4 protein-coding genes are annotated in these 25,895 nt (G+C 67.1%); all 4 read right to left on the reverse strand.

The genetic code is table 11. From position 1 onward, the window contains the following. Positions 1 to 19 precede the first annotated feature (19 nt). Genes entS through GOSPT_RS03125 form a run of 4 tightly spaced genes read right to left on the reverse strand, consistent with a single transcriptional unit; the run spans position 20 to position 25,771 of the window. Positions 20 to 1,333, reverse strand: coding sequence for an enterobactin transporter EntS (entS, locus tag GOSPT_RS03110; RefSeq protein ID WP_005202865.1), 1,314 nt, complete (start codon positions 1,331 to 1,333; stop codon positions 20 to 22). Continuing rightward, positions 1,330 to 14,883 carry a non-ribosomal peptide synthetase gene (locus GOSPT_RS03115; RefSeq protein ID WP_005202866.1) on the reverse strand — a complete coding sequence of 4,518 codons (13,554 nt, stop codon included), beginning with the start codon at positions 14,881 to 14,883 and terminating at the stop codon, positions 1,330 to 1,332. The genes entS and GOSPT_RS03115 overlap by 4 nt, the downstream gene beginning before the upstream one ends. Then, entirely contained in the window at positions 14,880 to 22,496 is a 7,617-nt protein-coding gene (locus GOSPT_RS03120) for a non-ribosomal peptide synthetase (RefSeq protein ID WP_005202867.1), read from the reverse strand. Before GOSPT_RS03120 ends, GOSPT_RS03115 begins: the two co-directional genes overlap by 4 nt. Next, positions 22,493 to 25,771: a non-ribosomal peptide synthetase gene (locus tag GOSPT_RS03125; protein ID WP_005202869.1), complete on the reverse strand. Its 3,279-nt coding sequence runs from the start codon at positions 25,769 to 25,771 to the stop codon at positions 22,493 to 22,495. The genes GOSPT_RS03120 and GOSPT_RS03125 overlap by 4 nt, the downstream gene beginning before the upstream one ends. Positions 25,772 to 25,895 lie beyond the last annotated feature (124 nt).

A 25,895-nucleotide genomic window follows, 5' to 3' on the forward strand; every position in this document is an offset into this window, starting at 1 on the left:
CGCAGGCCGCTCAGGCCGCTCAGGACAGCGTGCTCTCCACCGGGTGATCGTTACGCACCGCGACGACCGCCCGCAGCGCGAAGGCCGCGATGATCGACAGGACGAGCAGCGCCAGTCCGTAGTAGACGATGGCATCCGATGCGGTCCAGATCGTGCCGAAGACGCCTGCGACGAGCGCACCGATCGTCACGCCGCCGACCTCTTGGGCCATCCAGATGCCGTTCACCCGTCCCAACAGCGGACCGGGAGTGTCGTGCTGGATGAGGGAGTACCGCAGCACCTCCTGCGTCGCCTCGAGATATCCGACGATGCACAGCAGGACAATCGCCAGCCAAGCCACCGGTGCGAATCCGAAGAGGACCTGGACGAGCGACGCGCCGGCGAGTGCGCCGAGCATCACGACGCCCGGACGCCGCACGCCTGCCAACCAGCCACTGGTGAGGGCACCGAGCATCGCACCGCACGCGACGGCCGCATACAGCAGACCGGTGGCCCTGGCGTCGCCACCGAACCGCTGCGCCACAAGCGCGGGAAGGAGTGCGACGAGGCCAGCGCCCAACATCGCCAGGACGCCGACGATCATCACGCCGAGCACGACGCGTTGCGAGGTGAGGAATTCGAGGAGTGATTGCGGCGACTCGCTGTGTGCCGCGTCCGCGGCGTTGACCTGAGCTCCTCCGGAGGCCGACTCCGACTCTGCGCCAAGGGTTGCCGCGGTCGGTGGCATCGACGGGAGACCCAGCAGGATCAGTACGGTGAGCGTCGCCAGGATCGCGGCGATGGTGTAGGCCCACTCGACGCCGGCAGCCGCGATGATCAATCCGGCGATGGCAGGCGAGATCGCGGTCCCCACCCGCACGGTCAGTGAACTGAGTGCGCCGACGGCCACGAGCTTGTCTCGTGGGATCAGCGTCGGCACCGCAGCCATCAGCGCCGACGTCGAGAGCGAACCGATCAGCCCGTCGACGCCCGCAAGAACGTAGAGAGCCACCACCGACGTCGTGCCGAATACACCGAAGGCGTTCAGCGCGAGGCCTGCGAAGCTCAGTGCCGCGCCCGTGCGTCCGAGAAGAATGAGCTTCTTGCGATCGAACCGGTCGGCGAGAACGCCACCAACCAGCATGCCGACGAACGTCGTGATGCCCGTGACGGCTGTCGCCGCGCCGACCTGTGCCGACGACCCGGTGAGGTCGTACATCTGGATCGGCGCCGACACCATGAGGAGTCCGATGCCGATGATCGAGATGAGTCGGGCGCAGAAGATGCGGCGGAAGGCCGCGCTCTCGCGCAGGGGACTGATATCGATCAGGACCCCAGTTACCTTGCCGCTCATCGACCACCTTCCGTCTCGCCGGTATGCACGCTCGCCAGTTCTGCAGTGTCAATTTTCGCCAACTCAGCGAGGGCAGCCAGCCATCGTTCTGCCAGACGCGCAATGGCGTGCGCGTCGATCATTCCCGGCTGATAGCTCCACGTTGCCGACAGTCGTGGCCCGTCAGGACCGTCGACCGTCGCGACGTCGACGATGAGTCCGTAGCCTGCGGACATCTCGTCGTCGGGTCCGATGTCGACCGACTCGGGCGCCATCGACCACCCGTCGAACGCGAAATCGCGATATCGGCCAACATAATTGAACTCGATGGCCGCACTCGGCAGGTCGGTGACCGCCCGAGCGGTGCTTCCGTCTTCGCCCGCAGAACCGTACCGGAGCAGACCGTACCCCACGCCACCATCCGGGATCGTCGCCCGTTGCGCCGCGAGGCTCCTCGCCTGTGTCGCCGCGTCGTCGGTACCGCCGACCCGGATCGGATGGACGGCAGTGAACCAGCCGACGGTGCCGGTGAGATCGGCACCGGGAACCAGATGTTCGACGCGGCCGTGTCCCTCGGAGTCGACGAGCGTCGGGGTGCTGATCGCCGCACCGAATGCGCCCAACAGCACCTCGTCGACGCCGACACCCAGCCGCGCCCCGACCGGACCGAGGATCTCCCGCGCGACGTCGGTGTCGACCTCGACGCGATGTCGGAGCACGGTGCCCTGACGGTCGCGAGCCGGGTCGAGGGGACGTGAGAAGACGGCCAGCGGATCGACATCGGTGGCGATCTGACGCCAGAGGTCGGCCTCACCGCTGCGGTCCAATACCGCCAACTCGCGCGCCCATGCACCGAAGTCGGTCGATACCTGCGCGAGCGAGATGTCTTCCGGTGCAACCCCTTCGGTCAGCTGCGTGTACGCGGCAATCAGTTCCGGGACGAGCACGCGCCACGACACACCGTCGACGACGAGGTGGTGGATGGCTACCAGCAGGCGGCCCGGCTCGCTGCCCCGATCGCTCCACGCGGCCGCGATCATGCGTCCTGCCACGGGATCCAGTCGAGTCCGGACAGTATGCGCGAGCGCGGTCAGGTCGCCGCCAGTGCAGTCAGTGCCGTCACGACCGTCGACGACGAGCACCTCGGGCACGACGCCGGATTCGGTTGTGTCCTCGCGGATCTCGGGGATCTCGAAGTGCCACGGCGACGCGGTGTCGACGAGCCGTGCACGCAACATGTGGTGGCGCGACACGAGAACGCCCAGCGCCCGCGTGAGTGCGTCGACGTCGAGACCCGCGGGAACAGTGAGCAGCGCCGACTGGTGGAAGCCGCCGATGTGCTCGGCGTTGCCGCTCGTGAGTTCGTCGAGCCAGCCGACGATCGGTGTCGCAGGCACAACGCCAGCGGCCACCCGGGGGAGTTCCGGTGTGGTCGCTGCGCGTTGAAGTGTCTCTGCGAGTCCGACGATGGTGCGGTTGACCATCACGTCACGCGGACTGAGTGTGAAGCCCTCGGCGCGCAACCGGGCGACGAGTTGCATCGCCACAATGCTGTCGCCACCGAGCTCGGCGAAGTCGTCGTCGAGTCCCACCTGGTCGGCCGGCAGTTCGAGCACGTCGGCCACGGCGTGACACACTCGCCGCTGCACGTCTGTCTCCGGGGCACGCACCTCGTGCTCGAAAGTCGGCTCCGGCAGCGCGCGGCGATTGATCTTGCCGTTCGGCAGGGTGGGCAGCGCGTCGAGGACGACAACCGTCGCGGGAACCATGTAGTCGGGCAGCATCGCGCGTACGGCAGCACGCAGGGCTGCAGGCTCCACCGGGGGCTCCACCGGAGCCTGCTGCTCGCCTGCCCAGTTCTCCTCCGGTGAACGATCGGTCACGACATAGCCGACGAGCCTGCCTGCTCGCGCGACGACGAGCGCCGTCGCCACACCCGGCATCGACGTCAGCGCCGACTCGACATCACCGAGCTCGACGCGGAAGCCGCGGATCTTCACCTGATCGTCGGCACGGCCGCGGAAGTCGAGTTGGCCGTCGCGCGTCCAGCGAACCGTGTCGCCCGTGCGATACATCCGCGACCCGTCGGCAGCGAACGGATCGGCGACAAAGCGTTCGGCAGTCAGGTCACCGCGACCGAGATAGCCGCGTGCCAATCCTGCTCCGGCGAGGTACAACTCACCGTCGACGCCGTCGGGAACCGGCATGAGTGCGGGGTCGAGGACGTAGGCTCGCGCTCCGTCGACGGGTCGGCCGACCACCGGATGCTCGGCGTCGGCCGCGCGTGCGACGAGAGCGTCGACCGTCGCCTCGGTGGGTCCGTACAGGTTGTAGGCGTCGGTGCCGGTGAGTTCGCGATAGCGCTGCCACTGTGCGTCCGGAACCGCTTCGCCACCGAAACCGATGGCGCACATGGATTCTTCGGCACCGTCGAGTTGACGCAGGTGTGATGGTGTCAGCTCGAGGAAGTCCCAGTTTTCGGCACGCAACTGTCCGGCTAGCGCCTGCGCGTCGTGCTGGGTATCGGCGTCGACGATGCTCACCTCGTGGCCGTCGAGCAGCCACAGCTGTGGTTGCCACGAGGCGTCGAAGGCCAGCGACCATGCGTGGCCCACGCGCAGTCGGTCACGCCCGGCACGGCGACGTGCGGGCTCATGGAGCATGCGCCGATGACTCGCAAAGAGGTTCGCAAGACCGCGATGGGGCACCACGACACCCTTGGGTGTGCCCGTGGACCCGGAGGTGAAGATCACGTAGGCGGGGTGGTCGGGTAGCACTGTTGCGGCTCGCCTCAGCACAGGCACCGAATCGGCCTGTGCTGCAGCGAGAATGGGGTCGTCGAGGTCGTCGATCACGCGCCGCGGCGCCGCGACGCGGGTCATCGCGGCAACTCGCTCGGATGGTGTGCCCGGCTCGATGGGGAGGTAGGCGGCACCCGCGACGAGTACGCCGAAGATCGCTTCGAGTGCGACCACACCGCGTGGCAGCGAGACCACGACCACGTCCTCGGGACCGATGCCCTCGGCCGCGAGCCTGGCCGCGATAGTCTTCACGCGCAGATCGAGTTCGCCGAACGTACGAGTGCCGTCATGGCCTCGAAGCGCAGGTGCAGATCGATCTCGAGCCACCGCGGCGTCGAATAATTCGGGGAAGGTCGACGCTGGAGCGGCAGGACGATGGAGGTCACGCAGTTCCGTCGTGATCCGGATGTCGAGGTCGCGCAGGGGGCGATCCTGTTGTGCCGCCATGAATTCCAGGATCATCACGAGCCGCTGAGCCATCGATTCGACGGTGACCCGGTCGAACAGGTCGGTGCTGTACTCGATCACTCCACCCACCCGCGGCGTCACGCCGGTGGCGTCCTCGGTGAAGTCGAACGACAGATCGAACTTCGCTGTCGTCGGCAGCGGCGGCGCGGTGCCTTCACCCTTGTCGGTTCCCGTGTTTCCGTCGGTTGGTGACTCGGTCAGTCGCCCGTCGACGTAGACCACCATCGTCTGGAACAGCGGGTTGAGCGCCGACGAGCGTGACTGCGCCACCGCTTCGACGACCTGCTCGAACGGGACGTCCTTGTTCTCGAACGCCGACAGATCGTCTGCGCGGACCCGGGAGAGGAGCTCGGCCACCGTCGGGTCTCCCGACACATCGGTGCGCAGCAGGAGGGTGTTCAGGAAGAAGCCGACGAGTTGGTCGAGGCGTGCGTCGTCGCGCACGGTGACCGGCGATCCGAGCGGGATGTCAGTGCCTGCACCCAGTCGCGACAGCAGGACCGCCACGGCCGCCTGGAACACCATGAACATCGACGTTCCGGTCGATGCGGCGAGTTCCTTGAGCGCCACGACGGTGTCCGGGCGAACGCCGACCAGGACTCCGTCACCACGACCCGACGGACGCGGAGGTCGGGCCCGGTCGTAGGGAAGTGACAGTTCCTCTGGCGAACCGTCGAGGGCGCGGCGCCAGAAGTCCAGCTCGCGTCGTCCCCGGTCGTCGGCGAGCAGATCCCGCTGCCATGCGGCGAAGTCGGAGTACTGCAGAGCGAGATCGTCCCATTCGGGTGCAATCTGTTGTGCGCGTGCATGATACGCGGTATCGAGGTCGGCACGCAGCGGTGCTGCCGACCATTCGTCGGTGGCGATGTGGTGAATCGTGACCACCGCGAACTCGGACGTTGTAGCCACGCGAATCGGTATCTCGGTGGCGAGGTCGAAGGCGTGTGCCGCGTCTGCGTGCAGCTCGGCGATGTCGGAGACCACACGGACCGGAATCTCCGGTGCGACGACGACGTCGGGGCGGTCGTCCGGGTACCGCGTTCGGAGGATCTCGTGACGGTCGACGACGTCACGGACTGCTGCGCGCAGCACGTCGGGGTCGATGGGAGTTGTCCCCTCGGGTCCGCCCGGACGCCACAGCAGCGGCACGTTGTAGGTGCTGGTGGGTCCCGACACTCCCGCGAGTGTCAGCATCTGGGCCTGACCGAAGGAGAGCACCGGCTCGGCGTCGGCACGACGACGCAAACTCGTTGTGTCCGCATGCGATTGCGCCGAGGTGGACTCGCCGTTGGCGACGAGCCACTCGGCCAGTTGAGCGATGCTCGGCTCGTCGAACACTGTCCGGACCCCGATGTCGTACCCGAGTGAGCCGCGAATCAGGTTGACCAGCTTGATGGCGGCGAGCGAATGGCCGCCCAGGCTGAAGAAGCTCGCGTGGATATCGGCAACCTCGGTGCCGAGCACCGCCGAGAAGATCTCGGCGAGATCGGATTCCAGCGACGTCCGCGGACTGGTGCCCTGCGAACCGTCGACGGTCGGTGTCGGCAGCGCACGGCGGTCGAGCTTGCCGGTTTGATTCAGCGGAAACGCGTCGAGCACCACCAGGGGTGACGGAATCATGTAGTCCGGCAACACCGTCGAGAGTTGACGTGTCACGGACTCGACAACGGACGAGCCATTCTCCGAGACAGCGGCCGATGAATCACCCGCGGGCACAATCCAGCCGACGACCCGGTCAGAGTCGACGGCGACCGCGGCGTCGGCGACCTGAGGGAGCGAACGCAGCGCCGCTTCGATCTCTCCGAGTTCGACGCGGTTGCCGCGTACCTTCACCTGGCTGTCGATGCGGCCGAGGTATTCGAGGACGCCCGCCCGACGTCGGACCAGATCGCCCGTCCGATACACCCGCGCGCCCGGCAGATCACCGGTTGGATCGGCGACGAAGGAACCCGCGGTGCGGGCTGGGCGGCCGAGATACCCACGCGCGAGCGGTGTTCCGCGCACGTACAGTTCACCCACCGCGCCGTCGGGAACACGCCGCAGCGACGTATCGAGGACGAGGAGATCGGTGCCCGCGATCGGACGTCCGATGGGTGCTGTGCGGGTGGTCGCGTGTGGAACCGCGGTGTGATCGGTGACGACGACGGTGGTCTCGGTCGGACCATAGGCGTTGATCAGTGCCAGCGACGGCGCCGCGGCGAGTACCTCGTCGACGAGTTCGGTGCGTAGCGCCTCGCCGCCAACGATCATGTGACGCAGTGAGTCGAGGCCCGGTAGGTGGGGGACGAACAGCTCGAGCAGCGACGGAACGAAGACCGTCGTCGTGACGCCGTGGGCGCCGATGATGTTGGCGAGTCTGCGGGGGTCGCGCTGAGCGCCCTGCTCTGCGACCAGAACACGCGCGCCGACGATGAAGGGCAGCAACAACTCCCACACGGCACCGTCGAAACCGACAGGCGTCTTGGCGAGAACGGTGTCGGCGTGTCCGATACCGCCGCCGGGCATCGTCTGCACGCGCCACCGCAGTAGGTTCACCACACTGCGGTGGGTGACTACCACGCCCTTCGGCCTGCCCGACGAACCCGACGTGTAGACGACATATGCGGCGTCGTCGGCGCGTACGTGAGGCAGCTCAGAGTTGGTGATCGATGCCTCTGAGTCCTCTTCGAAGAGCCGACCGTCGACGCTGATCGTCGGGACACTGTGGTTGTTTCGCGCACTGTTGCCGATCGGTGCCGAGCTGCCGCTTCCGACGATGACGGCGGCGGGGCGCGCGTCGTCGAGGATGGTCGCTACTCGATCGGCAGGTGTGTCGGTGTCGATCGGAAGGTATGCCGCACCCGCGCGCAGCACACCCTGTAGGGCCGCCAGTTGCGCCATGCCTCGTGGCACGAGGACAGCAACCACGTCGCCGGGTCGCACGCCGAGGTCGACGAGTCGGGCAGCCAAGCCTCTGGTTGCCGCTGCGAGCTGGGCGTAGTCGACCGATCCGCCATCGGTGTCGGACAACGCTATTCGCGACGAATGCCGACGGGTGGCGTCGTCGATGACATCTGTCACCGTGTCGGCGTGATCGACGAGCGCCAGCGCGCCGCGCTCGGCGTCGCGGACGGACGCGTCATCGTCAGCGCTGAGAAGTTCGATCTGATCGACGACGATCTCGGGCGTCGCACTGACGGCGCGCAGGATGCGGGCAAGGCGTGCGAGTAGGTCCCGAGCGGTTGCGGCGTCGAACATCGCGGTCGCGTACTCGAGTGCGAGCGTCAGTTCGCCGGTCTCGGTGTTGTCGACGACGGTGAACGCGAGATCGAACTTGGCCGACACGGACGTCAGGTGATCGAACGTCGCCGGGACACCGAGGAAGCGATCGGGCATCGCGCCGAACGGCAGGTATCCGACGCTGACACAGAACAACGGATTGCGTCCGGGAACGCGCTGCGGTGCAAGGTGTTCGACGATCTGCTGGAAGGGGATGTCCTGATTGTCGAATGCTGCGAGATCCACTGCGCGGACACGGTCGATGAGTTCGTCGAAACGTGGGTGGCCGCCGACGTCGGTGCGCAGCACCTGGGTGTCGACGAAGAATCCGACGAGGTCGTCGAGCGCGGGATCGTTGCGGCCGGACACCGGCGATCCGAGCGGGATGTCGGCCCCGGCGCCCACCCGGTACAGCAGTGTGGCCACGGCCGCCTGGGCGACCATGAACATGCTGGCTCCGTGGTCGGCGGCGATGCGCGCGAGTGACGAACGCGTGTCGGAGTCGACGATGGTCGACTCCGTTGCCGCGGAGCCTGGCGCACCGGGACGTCGTGGGCGGTCGCGGGGGAGTGCGAGCTCCTCGGGGAGGTCGGCGAGTGTGTCGGTCCAGAAATCGAGCTGTTGCTGCCCTCGCTCGCTGATCCGATCACGTTGCCACAGTGCGTAATCGGCGTACTGGACGGGCAGTGGTGAGAACTCGGGTACCGCACCGGTCGCCCGTGCGGCGTAGGCAGTGGTGAGGTCGGTGAGCAGTGGTCGATCCGACCATTCATCGGTGGCGATGTGGTGCATCGCGATGGTCAGGACCGCAACGGTCGACGACTCGTCGGGTGCGTCGACCTGCGCCACCTGTACGCGGATCGGTGGCGCCGAACGCAAATCGAAAGCGCGCGTGAGGAACTCGCGTGTGGCCTCGGTGACATCGGCGCCGGCGGTGCGCACCTCGACCACATCGGGTACCTCTGCGGGATCGAGAACACGTTGGTGCACCTCGCCGTCCGCGGTGGTCTCGAAGACGGTGCGCAGGCTCTCGTGGCGTGCCAGTACATCTCTCATCGCCGCCGACAGCGCGTCGGTGTCAAGGGGTTCGTGCACGCGCACGACGTGGCCGTAGTGATACGAGATGTCGTCGGGATCCATCTCGTAGAGCACCCAGAGTCTTTCCTGGGCGGGCGAGAGCGGGATGCGGTCCGGCCGAACGCCGGTCGTGATGTCGGTGGTCGATCCGGTCAGTTCGGTGCGCGCGGCGATGTCGGCGGGAGTCCTGGCATCGAAGAGATCTCGGATCGCCAATTCGGCGCCGAGTTCGGCGCGCAGCGTGGAGACGAGGCGCATCGCTGCCATCGAATGACCGCCAAGCGCGAAGAAGTCGTCGTCGATACCGACCGCGCATCCCTCATCGGTGTCCGGGAGGCCGAGGACCTCGGCGAAGACCTCGCACAGCCGACGTTCGAGCTCGGTGCGTGGTGCGCGTCGCGTACCGCCGACCTCGGGGACGGGCAGCGCCTTCACGTCGAGCTTGCCGTTGACGGTCATCGGGAACTCGGTGACCGTGGCGAACAGGGTGGGGACCATGTAGTCGGGGAGGTTCGCGCTCAACTCGCGTCGCAGTTGCGCGTAGTCGAGCTCCGAGCCCGCGTCGGTGGGAATCACGTACGCCACCAGACGTTTGACGTCGGGTGCTGCCGGATCGGCGGTCGCGACGACTGCCGACGACGCGATCTGTGGCAGCGCGGTCACCGCGGCATCGATCTCGGCGAGCTCGACCCGATAGCCGCGGACCTTCACCTGATCGTCGGTGCGTCCGAGGAAGTCGAGATTGCCGTCGGGACGTATCTTCATCGCGTCACCGGTGCGATACAGACGGCCTCCGTCGGAGAAGGGATCCGCGACGAACCGCTCGGCCGTCAGATCGGGCCGTCCGAGGTATCCGCGTGCCAGTCCCGCGCCGCTGATGTACAACTCGCCCGGCACCCCGGCGGGCACCGGCCGCAGCCACGGGTCGAGGAGGTGCGCGGTGGTGTTCCAGATCGGGGTACCGACCGACGATGTCGGTGTCTCGTCGGTGCCCACCCCGAGGGTGTTGATCGTGTACTCGGTCGGGCCGTAGAGGTTGTAGCCGAGGGTGTGCGGGTGTCGACGAAGCGCGGTCCACACGGGTTCGGAGACGGCCTCGCCACCGAGCAGGACGAGCGCGGGCACGTGGTCGCCTGCGAGAAGGCCGTCGGCGAACAACTGTGCGGCATACGTGGGCGTCACGTTGATGACGTCGATGCGGTGGGTCGCGCAGTAGGCGACGAGCGCTGTCGAATCGGCACGGAGTTGCTCGTCGGCGACGTGGACCTCGTGGCCCTCGATGAGCCACAGCAGTTCTTCCCACGACATGTCGAACGCGAATGAGACCGTATGCGCGATGCGGAGTCTCCCGCTGACGCCGGCCTCATGAGCGAGCGCGATGGCGGGTTCGAAGACCTTCTCGCGGTGGTTGAGCTGCATGTTGGTCAGGCCGCGGTAGGGCGTGATGACACCCTTGGGTTTACCCGTCGAACCCGACGTGTAGATCACATAGGCGGGTTGATCCGGGTTGACGTGGGGGGCAACCCATTCCGGCGTTGTGGGGTTCGGCAGGTCGTCGGCCGTGAGCGTCGGCAGGCCCACCGTGTCGAATCGGTGCGCCACCGAGCTGTGGGTCATGATCAGCAACGGCGCGGCGTCGTCGATGATGCCGTGGAGTCTGCCGTCGGGGTGATCGAGTTCGAGGGGTAGATACGCTCCGCCGGCCCGCAGGATCGCGAAGAGCGCGACCACGGTCTCGATGGATCGCGGGATCGCCAGTGCAACAACCGTTTCTGCTCCGACGCCGTGCTCTGCGAGAACCTGCGCGACACGGTCGACCTCGCCGTCGAGCTGTGCATAGGTGAGACGCGAGTCGCCGTAGCTGAGTGCGTCGGCGTCGGGGATCATCGCAGCGCGCTCGGCGAGCAATCCCGACACCGTGGTGTCGGGTAGTCGATGGAGTGGGCCGACGAGCGCAACGTCCGAGTCGAGTGAGAGGTCGAGGGCGGCAACCGCGGTGTCGAGGTCGCGACCGATCGACTCCAGTGCGCGGCGGAATCGTGTCACGAATCCGTCGGCGTACCGATGGTCGATCAGATCGTCGCGATACTCGAGTCGAAAGCGAATCGAAGCGCCGGGCGTCACGACGAGCGCCAACGGGTAGTGGGTGTGGTCGAGACTGCCCTCGCCGATGACATCGTGCAGCGCCGACTGCTCGCGCTCCTCTTCTTCGGTGCGGAAGTTCTGCAACACGTAGAGGACGTCGAACAGCACCGGATGCCCGGTCTCCTGCTGCAATCGCGCCAACCCGATGTGGTCGTAGGCCATTAGCGCCACCCGGGCATCCTGACTGCGGCGCAGGAAGTCTCGCACCGATTCCTGCGGATGCAACACCGTTCGGACGGGGACGGTGTTCAGGAACAGTCCGATCACGGTGTCGAGGCCGGGCACCTCGGTCGGGCGGCCCGCGACGGTCGAGCCGAACGCGACGTCGGTGACTCCGAGGACGCGAGACAGCGTGAGGGACAACGCTGCCGAGATAACGGTGTTGAGTGTGACGCCAGCACTTCTCGCGTCGGCGCGGAGTGACTCCGACGCTGCGACACCGAGATCGACCTCGATCCGACGCGGCGCGCGAGGCGTCGACCCCACCGCCCGCGGCGCGACGAGCGCAGGCTCGGTATAGCCGTCGAGATGCGCCTGCCATGCCGCGAGTGCGTCGGCGTCGGACGTGTCAGCGATCCAGGCGAGGTAGTCGCGCAGCGACGCTTCGGGAGTCGTGGCCGGGGTGCCCTCGAGATGGGCGAGCAACCGGGACACCACGAGCCCGCCAGACCAGCCGTCCCACAGCAGGAATCGACGATTGACGACGATGCGGTCGTGCTCATTCGGCAGGTGGATCAGCGTGATACGCCAGAGTGGTGCGGTGCCGATCGGGATCTCGCGGACGCGGTCGGCGTCGAGAACCGCGTCGAGCTCGAAGTCGACGACGTCGGCCGACGCCGCCGTGAGGTCGACCTCCGCGATGATGGGATCGACCGCGTTGCGGATGATCTGGACTGGGGAGCCGTCGACCTCGACGAACGCGGCCCGCAATTCGGGATTCTCGTCGAGTAGCGCACGTGCGGCGCGCCGCAGCGCCTCGACGTCGATTCGGTGGCCGAGGTCGAGCCAGAACTGTGCGGTGTAGATGTCGTCGGACGCGTCGACCTGTGACTGGAAGAACAAACCCTCCTGCAGGGGTGTCAGCGGCCAGATGTCGTCGATGGTTCCGTGTTCGCGGGTGAGTCGTTCGACGGTCGCGTCGTCGAGCGCCACCAGACGTCGATCGGCGTCTGCGATCACCCGGTCGGTGATCGCGTGCGCCAGGGCGTCGGCATGTGGGATGACTTCCGCATCGACGTCGACGATGACCGACCAGCCGGTGTGGTCGGGAGAGTCGTTGCGCAACAGCCTGATTGAGACGGGGTGCGCGGTCGGCAGTCCGTGGTCGCCGACCAGCACGTCGGGTTCGACGATCTGCCCGGCAGCAGTGGCACCGGCCAACGCCGCGCCCACCTGTGGTGAGAGGTAGCGCAGCACGTCGAGACCCGGTCCGCTGCCGAGAATCGGGTTCGGGCCATCGGGGAGTGAGGGATTCGTCAGGTCGACGCGAAGCGGCTCGAGTGCCTGCAGCGGGCCGACAGTGCGTGCGCCGACGTGTGTACCGTCGACGGCTCGCAAGTCGACAGCTCGCAAGTCGACAGCCAGGTCGATCAGGAGCTCCTTCGGCGCGGCGGCACCGAAGACGTCTGCGACAGCGCCTGCCAGCGCCGCGACGAGACCGTGCTGGGTGGGACGTTCAACGTTGGGATCGTCCACGTCGACCCGAGACGTGTGTGTCGTGTGATCGACCCGCGGTGTGCTGGTCGCGCCGTCGACGCGCGGTAGCGTCGCTCCCGGTGCGAGCGTTTCGAGATAATGCGCCAGGGCCCCGACATCGGCCGCTCGTCCCGCCAATCCCGTTGCCACAGTGCTGAGTTCGGTGTCCGGGGCGTCGACCTCGATGTGCCGACTCGCCGCGGCGTCGTCGAGGGCGGTCTGGAGATCGGTACGGAGGATCTCCGCGGACGTGGGATCGATGAGTGCTGCGTCGAACGCGGCGATCACCTCGCCGGTAGCAGGCACAAAGGTCAAGCCGCGCTCGAGCGGTTCGGCCGGCGCGCTGTCGGCAATCGAGACGGGAATGGTGCTGTCCTGCGCGGATGCGGTCGTCAGCGTCCACAGGATCGGCGCGGGCCGATTCACCGTGGTACGCAGCGCAGGATGAGTCGCAACAAGTGCAGAGGCGATCTCGCGGACGGCGTCCGGAGTCACGGTCGACGACGCCCAGGCGCGAACAATGCGGGGCGGCAATGTGTCCGGGTCGATCTGGCGTTCGCGAAGTCGCGCCAACGCAGGCGTGAGCGATACTGCGCCCGCAGCTCCGTGCGTTTCGGTGTGGACCGATCGAATCGCATCGTCGAGTTGCCCGTCGGGGGTGAACGCGCGGAGGCGTTCGGAGGGGGCGGCGGCGAGTGCCCGCAGGAAGGCGGCGAAATCCTCGCCGACACCGTGCGCCTGCTCAGCCGCGTCGGCGACAGTGCGCACGACGACTTCGGCGGGCCTGTCGCGACGCCTCACCTGGATCTGGATCTCGACATCAGACACCGGCCCGGACGCGAGGGCGTGGAGCGAGAGTGGTTGGCCACCAATGGTCTGCCGCGACGTGTTCGCCATGACGTTCACGCCGAGACCGAACATGCGGTACGGGCCGTCGGATGATGCCGGAGTACCCGAGTTCCTGGCCTGCGCTGCGAGAGCACGGCCGAGATCCTCACCGCGGAAACGACTGTGGGCGAGGAGCGCGAAAACCGCGCGTTCGGTACGAGCGGCGAGGTCGGCGAGGTTGTCGCGCGGATCCGCGTCGACGCGCAGGGGCAGCACGCTCGTCACCATCGACGGTGTTGTGCGCGCCCTGCGGTCAAGGCGCCCGGTCACGGGCAGCGCGAGTACCAGGTCGGTGCGGCCCGTACGCACGTGGGCAAACGCCGCGACCGCGGCGATGAGCAGGACGGTCGGTCGGACCCCGGCATCACGCGCCAGCGCGCGCAACGGGTCGAGGACCTCGAGGGGAATGTCGAAGCGCGACGCGATGATTCCGCGGCCGGGCACCACATCGTCGTCGAGGAGTCGCACCGGCTGCGGTCGGTCGCCCATCCGCGCCAACCAGTAGTCGGCATCGGCGGCGAAGTCGGCGCCTTCACGGTATTCGCGCTCGGCGTCGACCACAGGGAGTAGTCGCCAATCCCTGGGTCGTGACGGCCGGGCGTTGTCGGATGCCCCAAAGCCTTCCGAAGCCCCAAAAGCATCCGAGGCCCCAGAAGGTTCCGCGGCGCCAGATGCTTCCGTTGCGTCGTACTGTTCCTGGACCGCCTGGGTGAAGAAGCCGAGCCCCATGCCGTCGCAGACGAGGTGGTGGACCTTCAGAAACACCAGTGTCGGGTCGGGCTGCGCGGTTCCCTGGTCGGTCACGGTACTGGCGGTGCGCAGGATCGTGCATTCGGTGAGTGGTCCGTGCCTGACATCCATCGGCTGCGCGAGGTGCGAAGCCATCCACTCGCGCGCATCGGAGAGAGGCATCTCGCGGACGTCGACGTCGAAGTCGGCAGTAGGCAGGATTCGCTGCCCCACGTCGCCGCCCTCTTCGACGAACACGGCGCGCATCGCTTCGGCCTTCTCGAGAACCGCGAGGACAGATGCTCTGAGTCGTTCGACGTCGGTCCGTGCGTCGACCTCCACGTAGAGCCCGGTGACGTAGAGGGCAGGGTCGCCGGATGCCTGCATCGACAGGTAGATGTCGCGTTGGCCCGCGAGGACAGGCAGTGTGACGTCGTGCGAGTCGCCGTGTGTGCGGACAGGAGCATCTGCGTCTGTCGGGGCGTTGCCGTCGGGGCGTGTCGAGGTCACTGATTGACTCCGGATTCTGCAGGCGCCGCAAGCGAATCGAGCGCCGCACATAGTGCATCGGCGAGCTCACGCACAGCGGCGTCGTCGAGGTGGTCTGGTAGGTAGCTGAACGTTGCGGCGACGACGGGACCCGACGATTCGTCACGACAGACGATGTCGATCTCGAGTGGGTACGCGACGCCGAGTCCGGGGTCTGGATCTGCTGCGAGCGCTGTCGATTCCGCCGAGGGTTGCCATGGCGACCCGCCGCCGACGGTGAATCGCCCGAGGTAGTTGAGCAGCACCGACGGACGCGACATGGTGGCGAGTGCGGCCGACAACTGCGGGTTGAGGTAGCGCAACATGCCGAATCCTGCTCCGGCAGAGGGCATTGCCGTCCACAAGTTCTCAGCGTCGGCGATCGCGTCGCCGATGTCGTCGGTGGCGGATAACCGGATCGGTGCGACGGTCGTGAACCAACCCACCGTGTGTGACAGATCCGCGTCGATACCGAACTCATGTGCATCGCGACCATGACGCTCGGTGTCGACGATGAGGTCCCCGGTGTCGAGAGCGCGTGTTGCGGCGACACGCAACGCCCCGAGGAGCAGCGACGTGATCCCCACACCGCGGCGGGTGGGTAGATCGGAGACGAGCGACGCCGAGGTTTCCGGAGACAACGTGACGACGTGGCGCCGTTGGTCGGAAACGGTGCCCGACGTGGGGAGCCGACCGGGCACCAGTTCGCCGCCCGGTGCCAGCACCTGCGCCCAATGGGTAGCCTCGTCGAGCAGTGCCGGATCGGCGGCTCGCTCGGTCACCGCGGCGGCGAACGTATGTAGGGGTGTTGGTGTCGGAATCGGTTGCAGCTCAACACCGGTGGCTGCCGTCTCCCAGAGGGTTCGGAGATCCTCGAGCAGGATGCGCCGGGAGACGCCGTCGACGGCGAGGTGGTGAATGACGAGTATCAGTCGTCCCGCGATCGGATCGTCGGGCGAGTCGGTCGTCAACCAGGTCGCGGCGATCATCAGTCCCGTGGCGGGCGACAATCTGCCTGCAGCCCCGGCGGATTCGGCCGACACCGCTGCGGCGAGCGCGTCCGGGTCGTCGAAGATCGATCTGTCGAGCGTGACGATCCGAAGGATGTCGTCGACGTCGACCGATCCGGGGGGCGCACTCTGCATGGTCCAGAGCACACCTGCGACGGTCTGCAACGAACTCCGCAGCGCCTCATGGGAATCGAGCAGTGCACAGACCATCGCGCGGAGAGTATCGGCGTCGAGTTGCGCCGGGGTGTCGACGACGAGCGACTGATTGAACCGGTCGATCGTGCCACCGATCTCACGGAGTCGTTGGACGATCGGCAGGAGCGGAATGGGTGTCGGCCGGGTGGCCGATGCGTCGTCGCTGTTCGACGGAGCGGCAGGAATGGTGTCGTCGATCCACTCGGCGACCGAGCCCAGTCCGGCGACGGTGCGGTGGGTGAAGACATCCCTCGGCGTGAATCGGATACCACGTCGCCGTGCACGATTGACCAGGGTCGTCGAGACGATGCTGTCGCCGCCGAGAGCGAAGAAGTCGTCGTCGACGCTCGGCGGGTCGGCGAGTCCGAGGGTGTCGGCGAAGATGTCGGCGAGCGCGGACTCGATCTCGGTCGTCGGTGTACGACCCTCCGCGGTGCCGACCTCCGGCTCCGGAAGTGCTGCGGCATCGGTCTTTCCGTTGACGGTCAACGGGATCGAGTCGACGATCAGCACGGCCGACGGGACCTCGTGCTCGGGGAGTGCGTCGCGCAGCGCTGCGTGGAGCGATTCAGCGTGCAGGGATTCAGGAGTGACGTTGTCCCCGACGGCGTAGGCCAGGATTCGGTCGGCACCGCTCGGTCCGGGCCGGGTCAGGACGGCGGCGTCGCGCACACCGGGCAGAGCTGCGAGTGCGGCCCGGATCTCCCCGAGTTCGATACGGAAACCACGGATCTTGACCTGCGTGTCCGCGCGACCGACATAGATCAACGCGCCCTGTCTGGTCTGACGGAACAGATCGCCCGTGCGATAGAGCACCTGACCGGTGCCCGAGGGGTCGGCGACGAAACGCGTCGCATGCAACGCCGGACGCTGCAGGTAGCAGGCTGCGACCTGGGGGCCTGCGAGGTACAACTCGCCCACGGCGCCAACGGGTACCCGGCGCAGGTATCCGTCGAGCAGGTGGCCGGTGAAACCTGGTAGCAACGCACCCACATCACTGCCCGTCGTTGCATCGATGATCTGCTGATCGAGCACCAGATACGTTGCGTGGACAGTGATCTCGGTGATGCCGTACATATTGACCAACGTGGTCCGCGGATACCGCCGGGCGAATGATCGTAGGCGCGGCAGGGCGAGCGCCTCGCCACCGAAGATCACGTAGCGAAGCGACTCCAGCGCCGATACGGCCCCAGAAGTCTCACGATGTTCGGTGTCTGCGAGGTCCGCGGCATCGAGGGCGAAGAACGCCGACGGCGTCTGGTTGAGTACGGTCACGCCCCGCTCGCCGATGAGGGCGGCGAAGTCGGCGGGTGAGCGCGTGGTGGCGTGATCGGGCACGACGAGGTGGGCGCCGGTCGAGAGCGGACCCCACAGTTCCCACACCGAGAAGTCGAATGCGTAGGAGTGGAAGAGCGTCCACACGTCGTTCTCGTCGACATCGAACAGTTCCGTCGTGGCGTCGATCAGCGCGACGACGTTGCCGTGCGTCACGGTGACACCCTTGGGCTTTCCGGTCGACCCGGAGGTGAAGATCACATAGGCCGGGTCGGCCGGGGCGAGTTCCGGATCGAAAGCCGTTGTGTCAGTGAGGGAGTCATCTGCTCGCTCGAGGTAGCCGGTGTCGACGATGACCGTCGGGGCGGCGTCGGCGATCGTCGACGCTATGCGCTCAGCCGGATACGCGGGGTCGATCGGAACGTAGGCGGCTCCGCAGCGCAGTACTCCGATGATCGCTGCGACGAGGTCCGTCGAGCGCTCCAGGATCAGCGCAACCGAGTGGCCGCGTCGTACGCCGTCGCGCTGCAGGCGTGCGGCGATCGACGCACTGTGCGCGTCCAGTTCGCGGTAGGTGAGTGTGCGCGTTCCGTCGGATACGGCGGGACGGTCGGCAAAGGTGCGGGCGGTGGCGGCGAAGAAGTCGACAAGGGATCGCCAAGGAGGTGCGACGTCGGGTGCGGGCAGCGCCGGAAGGTCAGTGGATCGGTCCAGACGCAACTGTGCGACGTGACTGCTCGGGGCGTCGACGAGCGCACGCAGGATGGAACTCACGCGTTCTGCCAGATCAGTGACAGTCGGTTCGTCGAAGAGCGCCGCGGCGTACTCGACGCGCAGTCGGATGCCCGCGGAGCGAGCAAGCTCGACGAACTCGAAGGTCAGGTCGAACTTGGCGGTGCGGGAGTGCGGGAAGACGGGTTCTGCACGCACGCCGGTGAATTCGGGGGCGACGATCGGGTCGCGGTACTGGACCATCGTCTGGAACACCGGGTGTCGGCTCAGTGCCCGTTCGGGTGCGAGTGCCGTGACGATCTCGTCGAACGGCACATCCTGCGCGGCGAGGGCCGCGACGTCGGTCTCCCTGACGCGGAGCAGTACCTCGAGGAGTGTCGGATCACCGGAGAGGTCGGTGCGCAGCGGCAGCGTGTTGACGAACATGCCGATCAGCGACTCCACGGACGCCGACGACCGGCCGGCCACCGGGGTACCGACCACGATGTCGTTGCCTGCTCCGGACGCGTTGAGCGCGAGTGCCACCGCGGCATGCGCTGCCATGAATACGGTCGCGTCGAGTGCCCGGACGGCCGAGCGGAGCCCGCCGAGAACGTCGGCGTCGATGACGATCTCGACTTGGCCGCCAACGGGATCCGGGTCGGTCGGCCGCGGACGGTCGTAGGGCAGGTCGAGTTCGGCTGGTGCGTCGGCTAGTTGGTCTCGCCAGTAGTCGAGCTGGCGGCGCACAAGTGATCGGGGATCGTCGACGGTGCCCAGTCGCTCGATCTCGGCAAGGGTGTGATCGGCGTACTGGAGCTGCGGCGCGGCAACCGGCGTGCCGTTGTACCCGGCGGCGAGCTCGTCGAAAAGTGTTGCTGCCGACCATTCGTCCGCGGCGATGTGATGCACCGTGAGGAGTAGCACCGCCGAAGCGTCGGAGATGCGTAGGAGATCGGCGCGCAGGGGCAGATCCGCCGACAACTCGAAGGGGCGCCCGATGAGACTGTCGATCGTCCCGTCGAGATCCTCGGGTTCGATGTGATGGTCGTCGATCAGCACCCTCGCGCCGTCGATCCGGTCGACGACCTGAGCGTCGTCGACGATCCGAGTGCGCAGCGTCTCGTGGCGTTCCACGATGCCGTCGAGAGCGCGTTGCAGTTGCGCCGCATCGATTGGTCCATCGAAACGGACGGCGAACGGAATCGTGTACGCGGCGTCGCCGATCCCGCTCTGGAAGGCAAGTCGGCGCTGTGCCGGCGAGAGCGGAATGCGTTCGGGGCGTTGCGTTGGCACCGCTGCCGCATTGTCAGTGACGCCGGTAGTCGTGATTTCGGCGCTGTCGTCCGCGAACAGGGCCGCGAGGTCGGCGAGTCGCGGGTGGGCGAAGACCTCGGCAACGCCGACCACGCGTCCGGTTGCCACGCGCAGCCTGGTCAGCACACGTGTCGCCGACAAAGAGTGGCCACCGAGGTCGAAGAAGTTATCGTCGACGCTCGGCCGTGCGGTGTCCGCGGCGTCGAGGCCGAGGACGTCGGCGACGGTGTCGACAACGAGCCGCTCGAGGTCGGTGCTCGGCTCACGTCGAGAGGCTGTGCGCGGCGAGGTCGGAGCGGGAAGCGCCCTGCGGTCGGTCTTTCCACCCGGTGTGCGGGGCAGCGAGTTGAGTCGTGTCCACGTGGCCGGGATCATCGCTGCGGGCAACGCAGCGACGAGTTCGGCCGGGACGGCGTCGGGGGCCTGAGCTCCGGCAACGTAGACGTCGAGGCGAGTGTGTCCGTCATGATCCTGGCCGGCCACCGCCACGGTGTCGTCGACGCCGTCGAGTGCGAGGACGGCCTGTTCCACCTCGCCGAGTTCGACGCGGGTGCCGCGGATCTTGACCTGTGAGTCGGCTCGACCGAGCAGTTGCAGGCTGCCGTCCGGAGTGATCAGCCCACGATCGCCGGTGCGATACATCCGGTCGCCGGACCCTGCCGGGTTGGCGACGAATCGCGTTGCCGTCCAGTCGGAATGGCGGTGGTAGCCCCGTGCGAGTTGGACGCCGGTGATGTACACCTCGCCGGGACGTCCGACTGACACCGGATGCAGGTGGCGGTCGAGTAGGACGACACCTGCGCCCGGAACCTGCGTGCCGACGGTGATCGTGCCGACCCCGGCAGTGACATCTGTGGGGGCGGTGTCGCCAGGGGTGCTGGAGATGTCGCTCGAGTCGAAGCGGATCGTCGCGGTCCTGACGTCTCCCGCGACCTCCGACGACCCGTACGAGTTCACGACTTCTTCTGCAGCGCAGGCGAGTCGAGCAGCAGTGGTGTCGGGAAGCGGCTCACCGGAGACGATCCAGCGGCGTATCGACGCGGTCGGTTCGGGTCGCGCTGGTTTTTCAGAGGCTGGGCTGTCGGGGGCCAGGTCGACGATTGCTCTCGCCAACGACGGCACGGCCGTGACCTGGTCGACGGCGTGACGGTCGACCAGCTCGACGAGTGCCATCGGGTCGCGCGCGGACGCGTCGTCCGCGATGGCGACCGTTGCGCCTGCCGCCAGTGCGCCGAGGATCTCCGTGATGCCGTCGATGAACGCGATGGCGCTCTTGGCGAGCACGACGGATCCGTCCCACCGCTGCGCGGCCCACGCGATGCGATTCGCCAGCGCCGCAGCGGTACCCACCACGCCTTTCGGCGTTCCGGTCGATCCTGACGTGTAGATCAGATACGCGGCGGACTCGGGATGCGGCGTGTGCGGGGCTCGTTCGGGCGAATCGACGGCGTCGGCGCGTATCTCGGCGAAGGTCTGCTCGTCGAGCACGAGTGCGGGAGCGGCGTCGTCGAGCATGAATCGAATACGAGCCGGAGGGTAGGTCGGGTCGATCGGTGCGACGACCGCACCGAGACGGGCAACGGCAAGGATCGCGACGACCATGTCGATGCCACGCGGTAATGCCACTGCGACAACGGATTCGGGTTCGATACCGCGGGCGCTCAGTACGTGAGCGGTTCGCGCCGCGAGCACATCCAGCTCGCGGTAGCCGACGCGTCGGTCACCCGAGACGAGTGCGGTTCGTCGTGCACGACGCTGCGCGGCATCCGAGATCTGCTGGGCCACGGGAACATATGGCAGCGATTCTGAGGGGAGCGATTCTGACGGCGTGGTTGTGGCGGGCGGCGTCGTGGCGGGCGGGTTCACCGTGAGGCGACCCAGGAGTTCCTCACGCGAGTGCGCGAGCATAGTCAGCCAGGCGACAACCTCGTCGAGCAGATGCGGGTCGGCTCCACGGCGTTCGAGTACCAGCCCGATCGAGGGGTCGTCCTCGACGAGAAGCGTTGCGGTGAAGTCGTTGTCGTCCTCGATGTGGGGGCGCACATCTCCGCGAGGGAAGCTCTCGAACACGACGAGCGACGAGATCGGGCCGCCGAGGTCGACTGCCGAGATGATGTCGGCCGGCGGCACGTGGTGGCTGCCGAGTAGGGCGAGTTGCTCGCGCTGCAGTCGTGTCAGCGCGCTGCCGACGGTCTCGGTCGGATCGATGCGCACCCGAACCGGGATCGTGTTGATGAGCATGCCGACCATCTCGTCGACGCCGGGCACCGAGGGATCCCGTCCCGAGACAACCGTTGCGAACACGACGTCGTCGCTGTCGTTTCGGTCAGCGAGGACAAGCGCCCACGCCAGTTGGATGACGGTGTTGAGCGTCGCCGACGACTGCGTCGCCACGTCACGCAACGCGGCCGATACGTCGACGCTCAGGTGTGCGCGTAACGGCACGCTTGGCGTGGTCGGCTCGACGATGTCGATGATCGTCGACGCCTCGACATCCGCGAGGACCTCGACCCACGGACCGACATCGCGACCCCGTGAGGCAATCCAGCGTGCGTAGTCGCTGATCGGGCGTACCGGCGCGAGCGCGTCGCCACGGTACGCGCGCACGATCTCGCTGAACATCAGGTGCAGCGACCACCCGTCCAAGGCCACGTGGTGTGCCACGACGAACAGCCAGCGAGGGCGGCCGGACTCGGTCACGAGTGTAAAGCGCAGTGGCGGAGGAGAACTCAGTGCGATGCCGGTCGTTCGGGCATCTGATCGCAGTGTGTCGAGTCCGTCGTCGAGCGTGGCGATGTCGACGACGGGCAGCTGCACCTCGACCGCGGTGTGCACGCGCGCGACGGGTTCGCCGGTCCGTCGACGTGTGTACGAGGTCCGCAGCGTCGCGTGTCGAGAGGTGACAGTGGCGATTGCCTCACGAAGGCGGTCGACGTCGACCTCCTGCGGGAGGACGGTCGTGAGATCGAGGTCGGCGAGGATCAGATACGGATCGACGTCATCGGCGCCACGGGGTGCCGTCGATCGGTAGACGATCGCTTCCTGCAGACCGGTGAGGGGTAGGACGTCTTCGAGCGCTGCGCTCACAGCAGGTCACCCTCCATCAGTTCGTTGAGTTCGTCGTCGTCAATCCCCGCGGTAGTGGCGCCCGCCCGGTCTGCAGAGAACTGTTGGTCTGTCGGGAATTGCGGGTCTGTCGATAATCGCTGGTGGCCGCGTTCTGCGTTGGTGAGGCTGCGCGCGACCGCGGCCAGGCCCTCGACGGTGGGGTGGTCGAAGATTTCCAGTGGTGTGACCTCCCAGCCGGCCGATGCCGCGGCGCTGACCACTCGCACGGCGACGATGCTGTCGCCGCCGAGCGTAAAGAAGTTGTCCTCCGCACCGACCGCGGGAAGTCCGAGCACCGAGGCGAATACGTCGGCGAGCGCGGTCTCGACAGGACCCGACGGCGGCCGCGATCGCGCGGCCTGCGCGGCATAGTCGGGGGCGGGAAGTGCTCGTCGATCGATCTTGCCGTTGGGCGTGAGGGGAAACTCATCGAGCACGATGAGTGCTGACGGCACCATGTAGTCGGGGAGGACCTTGGCTATCTCGCTCCGCCACGACTGTGCCAGCGCTGTGTTGTCAGCAGAGTCTGTGTTGTCAGCCGAGCTGCTGTCGGAGTGCGTGGTGACGTAGCCGACGAGTCGCCCGTCCACGGAGGTCACCACCGCGCCTGCGACGGCGGGGAGCGCGGAGAGGGCGGTCTCGATATCGCCGAGTTCGACACGGAACCCGCGAACCTTGACCTGGTGGTCGGTGCGGCCCAGGCAGTCGAGCCGTCCGTCCTGGCGGATGCGCGCCAGATCTCCGGTGCGATACATGCGCGCGCCGTCGGTGAACGGGTCGGCGACGAATCGGGCGGCGGTCATGCCGGGCAGACCGCGGTATCCGCGAGCGAGTCCGTCGCCGCTGAGATAGAGCTCGCCGACGCGTCCGACGGGCACCGGGTGCAACGTCGAATCCAGCACGCGGACAACGGTATTGGCGATCGGTGTGCCGATGGTGACGTCGGTGTCGTCGTCGACCTCAGCCGTCGTCGACCAGATCGTCGTCTCGGTCGGTCCGTACATGTTGCGCACCGACCGCGCGGAAGCGACGAGACCGCGAGCGACGTCGGACGGCAACTGCTCGCCGCCGACGAGGACGTCGACATCCGCCAGTGCGGACCCCCATCCCGCACCGAGAAATGCCGACCACAACGACGGCGTGGCCTGGACGACGTCCGGCCGGTGTCGCGAGATGAGCGCCGCGAGTCGCGCCGGATCGTGGATGTCGTCGTTGTCGGCAAGAACCACACATGCTCCCGCCGACAGCGGCACGAGTGTCTCCAAGAGTGCGATGTCGAACGAGATCGTCGTCACCGCCAGCAGAGACCTGCTCGGCCCCAGGCCTAGTCCACTGACCATGTGATCGGTGAAGTTCCGCAGGGCACGGTTCGGGATCACCACACCCTTCGGTGTGCCTGTCGAACCCGACGTGTAGATCAGGTAGGCGGCGGCGTCGCCGGTTGGGTCGTCAGAGTTGCCAACAGGGTCGTCCGACATGGTCGTGACCGGCAGCTGGCGCGGATCGGATAGGCGCCGGATCTGAACATCGCGGTTTCCGGATGCCACGACGGCGAGTTCGGTGATGGCGGGTTCGATGACGGCGACAGGTGCGGCGTCGGCGATGCTGGCTTCTCTGCGGTCGGCGGGAAATCCCGGATCGAGCGGGAGAAAGGCTGCGCCACTACGCATCACAGCGACCAACGCGACGATGAGGTCGATGCCACGGGGGAGTGCGATCGCGATGACCGAGTCGGGAGCAACCGGCCCCAGCCGTGCGACGAGTTCGTCTGCGCGACGATTGAGTTCGCGGAAATCAATGGCGTCGTCGCCGAATCGCACCGCGATCGCATCGGGTTCGGCGGTCGCGATGCGGGCATCGAGCGGGGTCGGGTCGATCGGTGCTGTCGTGCCGGACCGGAGAACGTCGACGCGTGCCCGGTCGGTTGCCGGCGCACCGGGTTCTGGCACATCGGCTTCACGCACATCGGATACGTGGTCGACGATCCGCATGGCGCCGACGGGACGTGTTGGCTCACGCAGGAATTCGCCGACGAACGCCGCAAGCGACTCGGCGATCCGAGCGGCGTGTGCTCGGCTGTAGATGGCGGCGTCGGCGTCGAGTGTGAGTTCCAGGTCGGAGCGGTCGGACTCCGTCGATCCGAGGTCGAGTGCGGTGATCGAGAGATCGACGACCGGACCACGACGCAGCGAGCGGACCGTTGCGGTAATTGAGTCGGCTGAGTCGGCTTCTGCGGAGCCCTGGGTCCCGGAATCGAAGGTGACGGTGGAGCCGAACGGCTTGACGTTCACCGTCGGTCCCACGACACCGTCGACAGCGCGGCGTCGTGCGTCGCGGAGGATGTCCTCGCCGCGATAACGCGCATGGGGAGCGATCCGGCGAATCCCCGCGGCGGCGTCGGCGGCGAGCTCGTCGGCCGTCACCGCAGGTGCGACCGCAACGCGCAGCGGGACGACGTTGACCGTCGTGCACACGACATTGGCTGTGGGAGAGCCGAATCGGTTCATCATCGGGAAGCCGATCAAGACGTCGTCGCTGCCGGTCACGCGCGCGCAGAAGGCCGCAACTGCGGCGACGAGACGATCCGGAGACATCGCGGCCCCGCCCGCACCGCCGACTACGGCACGAGTCGTGTGCACAGCGGCTGCGATTCGATGGCTACGCGGCGCGTCGCCCAAGGTCAGGGGACCACTGATCCCCGTGAGCTCGCGGCTCCAGAATTCTGCGCTCGCACCGGCATCGGGTTCCGGCGGAAGGTCGACGACGCTCCCGAGGCGTCGGCGATCATCCGGATCCGCGTAGAGGCGGCCGATGCGTCGAACGAGCAGACCGAGGCCGTAGGCATCGATCACGATGTGATGTGCGACAAGGAGTAGTGCCGTGCGTCCGCCCGCATGCAAGATCTCGACGACTGCGCACGGGCCGGATGCGGGGTCTATCGCCAGCTGGACCGCGGCTTGCGCATATTCATCGATTGCGTCGGCGTCGTCGCCGAGATCACGATCGGCGACCTCGATCGGTGCGCCGAGCTCGACAGTCACGTCGCCGTCCTGTTCGGAGAACACCCCGCCCTGTTCGGAGAAGATCGAGTGCAATCCGTCGGCTTCAGCGACCGCTTGGCGGACAGCGGCGGAGAGGCGACCAGGTTCGGGCTGAGCGTCGAAGTCGACGAGCTGACCAATGGTGAACACATCGGGGTTCGGCGCGACTCGATGAGCGAACCACAATCCCTGCTGCGCCGACGTGGCGCGCATCAACACCCCACCCGGGCAGTCCGTAATGCGGCGATCTCAGGCAATCGACGACAGCAGCCAACCATGAACAGTTAGCTTACCCTAGCCTTAGGGAAGCGTAGGGGCGGGCCTCTTCTCTATATTT

The sequence above is a fragment of the Gordonia sputi NBRC 100414 genome (assembly GCF_000248055.1).
Lineage (GTDB): Bacteria > Actinomycetota > Actinomycetes > Mycobacteriales > Mycobacteriaceae > Gordonia > Gordonia sputi.

Bases quoted from the DNA above. Each gene is read 5' to 3' on its own strand.
- entS (WP_005202865.1), bottom strand. From the start codon at position 1,333: ATGAGCGGCAAGGTAACTGGGGTCCTGATCGATATCAGTCCCCTGCGC.
- GOSPT_RS03125 (WP_005202869.1), bottom strand. From the start codon at position 25,771: ATGCGCGCCACGTCGGCGCAGCAGGGATTGTGGTTCGCTCATCGAGTC.